The sequence below is a fragment of the Nitrospira sp. BLG_2 genome, assembly GCF_049222245.1.
Map to the genome: position 1 here is coordinate 1 of NZ_JBLYIG010000229.1, position 4,971 is coordinate 4,971.

A 4,971-nucleotide genomic window follows, 5' to 3' on the forward strand; every position below is an offset into this window, starting at 1 on the left:
TCCCGCAATGCTCTCGGTTCCAATGTCGAAGGACGCCGCGACCGTCACATTGTCGTCTTTCCATTCCAGGATGTGATTCCCGTACACACGCCAAAATTCCAGAGACGTATCCGTTTGATCCGGGCCTCCGTAGATGGTTTGCGTGACGGTTAGTCGTGGTGTAGCTTTCAAGACCCATCTTCCGCCGTAGCTCGGAAGATCATTCGGATGAGACAGATGATAGTATCCATTTACGATAAAAGCGGTGATGGTAAGGTCGTCGTTCACAGGATACTGCGCATTCACGCCGAACATCATGTACGGGGAGTTGTCCGCCATCCACGACCGCGTGTAGTTGGCATTATCTTTTGCATAGAACGATTCGTACCCGATCAGACTGTCAAATAAACCGGCGGTCATCATGACGCCGCGGCCGACGGGTGCCAGATAAGAAACATTCGCGCGGTGAACGTGTCTCAGCACATCCGCTCCATCGACTCGTCTCTCCCCCAGTAAGTATGCGAACTGTTCTGAGTCTCGACCGCCTTGGAAGCCAAGCTCCATACCCCAGCGTGAGGACACACTCGCGTCCTTTCGCACATACGCCAGCCCCATGTTGGGTGAAAGCTCGTTATGGTGGAATGCTGTGGTGCGACTGCGCCAGAGGTGATTGTCAGGAAAGTTGAAATTGCCGATGTAACTCACGTCCACATAAGCCCCGTAGCGCCAATCGGTCGTAGCAGCTTCTGGATGATTGGTTGCGCCGGGTACCGATGTCGCGGTTTCCTTCGATACCTGATTCGGCTCTTGAGCCACACAGACAGGCACCGTCGCGAATAGCTCCAATGCGATTAACAGCCGACTGATATGCGTACGCCATTGTTCATGATGGACCGTCCCCGCATTGTCTATACGTGAATAGGCGGCGCCCGATTGCCTCATATAACCTTTACAACCATGCAGGAGACCAGCTCCCAATCCCGGCTCGCAAACTATACCGTGTCAGATATCAAAACGGGATAGAAACAGAAGAAGTGAGTGTCAGAAACGCGTGAAGAAGAGCAGTGCCGTCATTCCGTTCGAAGCCGATATCCGACTCCAAGCTCTGTCACAAGATAACGCGGGTGCGCCGGATTGCGTTCCAGTTTGTTTCTCAATTGGCGCATATAGACCCGTAGGTAGTGACCTTCGTCCACATGAAGCGGCCCCCACACTTCTTTCAACAGCTGGCGATGGGTCAGCACCTTGCCGGCGTGCCGGACCAACGTGGTGAGCAGCTTGTATTCAATCGGTGTAAGGTGAACTTCCTTCTCTGAGACAAACACCTGCCGTCGATCACAATCCACCTTCAGATCGCCGAGGACAAACACCGGTTCGCCGCCATCCCCGGTTCTGGCCGAATGGCGAAGCGCGGTTCGCACCCGTGCCAGAAGCTCATTCACTCCGAACGGCTTCGTGACATAGTCGTCGGCGCCGAGATCGAGTGCCGTCACCTTCGCCTGTTCCTGAGCACGAGCAGACAGCACGATGATGGGCGTGTCGGTCCATGCCCGCACCTGGCGGATGACCTCTTCTCCATCACAATCAGGCAGGCCGAGGTCGAGCAAGATGAGATCGGGATTCCTTGCTTTAGCTTCTGTGAGCCCATCCTTGCCCGTTACAGTTTCGTGAAGCCGAAATCCATGAGCAGGTAACGTCGTCCTGAGAAACCGTCGGATTTCCGGCTCATCTTCGATCAAGAGGATGGTTGGTTCCTGTGACATGAGACGTTCCGATTAGAGCGATTAATTTTTCGGATGAAGTGATCGGCTCACCGGACCTGTGCCTGTTCCATTTCGACAGCCGGCTGCTCCTTCGATACCGGAATGGTGAACCGAAAAAGGGCGCCGCCTCTCGGCCGATTCTCGGTCCAAATACGCCCGTCGTGAGCTTCAACGATGCCGCGACAAATCGTCAACCCCAGCCCGACTCCTCCTTCTCGCGCGGATTTGCCGCGGTAAAACTTGTCGAAAATGCGGTCCTCCTCGCCCGTGGGAATTCCGGCCCCGCAATCGGCCACTTCCACGATGATCTCGCGATCATTGGCCGACGCAGACAGATCAATCGCGCTTCCGGGAGGTGTATACTTGACGGCGTTCTCGACAAGATTGATGATCACTTGTTCCAAGAGCACTCCGTCGATAAATACCAGCGGTAGATCGTCCGGCAATGCCGTGTTGACGGCATGATCGCCCAACCGTCCGTCCAATCTGGCCAGGGCTGCGCCGATGACTTCATCGATGGGGTGCCACTCTTTGCTGAGTTGCACGGCCCCTGCCTCAATCCGCATTATATCGAGAACGTTCTTCAACAAACGATCAAGGCGATGAGCCTCCCGATAGATTGATCGGGCGAGGTCCTGCCGGTCTACAGTATTGAGCTCTTCTTGCGCTTCCACCATGCTGCTGGCAGCACCCGTGATGGTAGCGAGCGGCGTTCGAAGATCATGGGACACCGAACTGAGAATGGCGTTGCGCATGCGTTCGGTTTCCGCTCTCACGTGCGCTTGCTGAGCTTCTTCTGATAAACGGGTCCGTTCGAGCGCCAATGCCACCTGGCTCACCAAGGACTCCAGTAAATGCAGCTGCTCCGGATCGAGCAGAAGCGCAGGATCCTTCGGTCGCACTGCGATGACGCCGATCGCTCCGGATGAACCGACGAGCGGCAAATACAGTCCGCTGGTCCCCGGCAGCGTATCCGTGCCGAATCCGGCTCGTTCATTGTGGTCGAACACCCACTGAGCAACCCCCGATTCTTTCGGATCAAGATCGAAATACGACTGCTCGCCGCGTTGGAGTTGCACCCGCCCGTTCGCATCCGACAAAAAGAGCGCGACTTGCGCGTCGAAGACATCCCGAAGATGCTTGACCGCAAGGCGGGAGATCATGCCCGTCCCTCGATGCATGACGAGATCCCGACTCATCGCATAGAGCACTCCGGTGCGTCTCTCTCTACTGCGGGACAAGGCGGCCTGATGACGCAACCGCACCGCGAGGTTACTGGTGACTAATGCCACCATCAACATCACACCGAAGGTCAACAGATATTGGATATCTGAGACGGTGAAGGAGAAATACGACGGCACAAAGAAAAAATTGAACGCCGCCACACTCAAGACCGACGCGAGCACGGACGGCCCTCGGCCGCACTGAACCGCGATGACGATCACCGCGACGAGATAGATCATGATCAGGTTCGCGGCCGCGAAATAGGGAAACATCAGCCAATCGATCGCCGTCGCGATCAACACCCCGACCGAAGCAGAGACATACCCCGTCGTTTCACCGGCCGTTGCAGGATTCCGTCGCGAGACCGATTTCCCCTCTCTCGCTTCCCCTGTAATGACATAGACGTCGATCTCCCCGCTTTGATGGACCAGCTCCGATACCACCGAACCGAAGACCCATTCCTTCCACAGAGGTCGCACCGGCTTCCCGACGATGATCTTGGTGGCATTGCGGCTCCGTGCGTAACTCAAGATTTCCTGGGCGACGTTCTCCCCCGTGAGGGTGACGATTTCCGCTCCTAATTGTTCCGCCAGCCGCAGCGTCTGGACCAGGCGATCCCGATCTGCTTGAGAAGACCGGAGATGCCTTGGAATCTGCACATACACCGCAATCCACTTCGCATGAAGGTCGGCCGCCATCTGGCGGGCGGCTCGGATCAAACGAGGGCCGCGCGATTTCATGTTCACGCACACCAAAATGGTCTCCGCCGCGGGCCACGTCTTCACCACGGCATGGTCTCGCCGGTACACCTCCATTTGCTGGTCCACCCGCTCGGCGGTGCGACGCAGGGCAAGCTCTCGCAGCGCAATCAGATTACCCTTGGCGAAGAAATTGTGAATCGCGTGCTGAATCTGCTCAGGAACATAGACCTTGCCGTCTCTGAGTCGTTGGAGCAGGTCGTCCGGGGGAAGGTCGATCAGCTCCACATCATCGGCCCGTTCGAGCACGGAGTCCGGAACGGTCTCCCGCACGCGCACACCCGTAATCTGTGCGATCACATCGTTCAAGCTTTCCAAGTGCTGCACGTTGACCGTGGTATAGACCGTAATACCGGCCTTGAGCAGCTCCTGAATGTCCTGCCAGCGTTTGGCGTGCCGCATTCCCGGTACGTTGGTATGCGCGAGCTCGTCGATAAGGATGACGGAAGGGCGGCGCTCGAGCGCCGCATCGAGGTCGAATTCATCCAGCACCGTCCCACGATACTCGACGGCGCGGCGCGGGAGTATGGCCAGCCCGTTCACAAGCGCGTCGGTTTCCGGGCGGCCATGCGTTTCTACGACGCCGATGACCACGTCTATGCCCTCTTGTCGCCGCTCATGCGCCGCTTCCAACATGGCATACGTCTTTCCCACGCCGGGGTTGGCGCCGAAAAAAACTTTGAGCTTTCCCTGCAGCTGCCGGGCTTCTTCAGCCTGCACACGCTTCAGCAGCGTGTCGGGATCCGGTCGCTGTGAATTCATCGCGATCTCCGTTTAAAGCCGCGCCGCATACATCTAAAAACGTTCCGCGCAGAGCACGAGAATCAGGCAACAGGAAGCCGGCAGGCCCACATGAATTGTCACGCCATATTGACAGGCTGAGCCGCCTGCTTGCCACACTCTGATGTCATGGGAACTATGCTTTCTCAATAGTAACGGAAAAGCACCTATGGAAACATGAATCTCGAGGCGCTGATTGGCGGGACTTCGCGGTATAGGACTGATCCGACTCAAGAACGTGTGGACCAAGGAAGGATCATCGCTTATTGGTGTAAACTCCGGGTGGAGGGTGGATCCGGCCGCCCGGAGGCAGCCAACCCAATAACAGCCAGATTACGAAAGCAATCGCCCAGAGCGTCACCAGGAATAAAATAAGCAATAGCATAAGGCACCTTCTTCGGAGGTTGAACGAAAATTAGCTCAGCGGGATAACGCATCGAGCGCAAAATTTAACTGCAACACATTGA

3 protein-coding genes are annotated in these 4,971 nt (G+C 56.5%); all 3 read right to left on the bottom strand.

The features are described 5' to 3' along the window. A partial coding sequence (locus ACOSYY_RS06415; protein ID WP_421661437.1) for an outer membrane beta-barrel protein occupies positions 1–921 on the bottom strand: 921 nt, incomplete at its 3' end. Between the two features lie 128 nt (positions 922–1,049). Continuing rightward, positions 1,050–1,742: a response regulator gene (locus ACOSYY_RS06420; RefSeq protein ID WP_421661438.1), complete on the bottom strand. Its 693-nt coding sequence runs from the start codon at positions 1,740–1,742 to the stop codon at positions 1,050–1,052. Positions 1,743–1,789: 47 nt separating this feature from the next. After that, positions 1,790–4,486, bottom strand: a complete 2,697-nt coding sequence (locus tag ACOSYY_RS06425) for a DUF4118 domain-containing protein (RefSeq protein WP_421661439.1) — start codon at positions 4,484–4,486, stop codon at positions 1,790–1,792. Positions 4,487–4,971 lie beyond the last annotated feature (485 nt).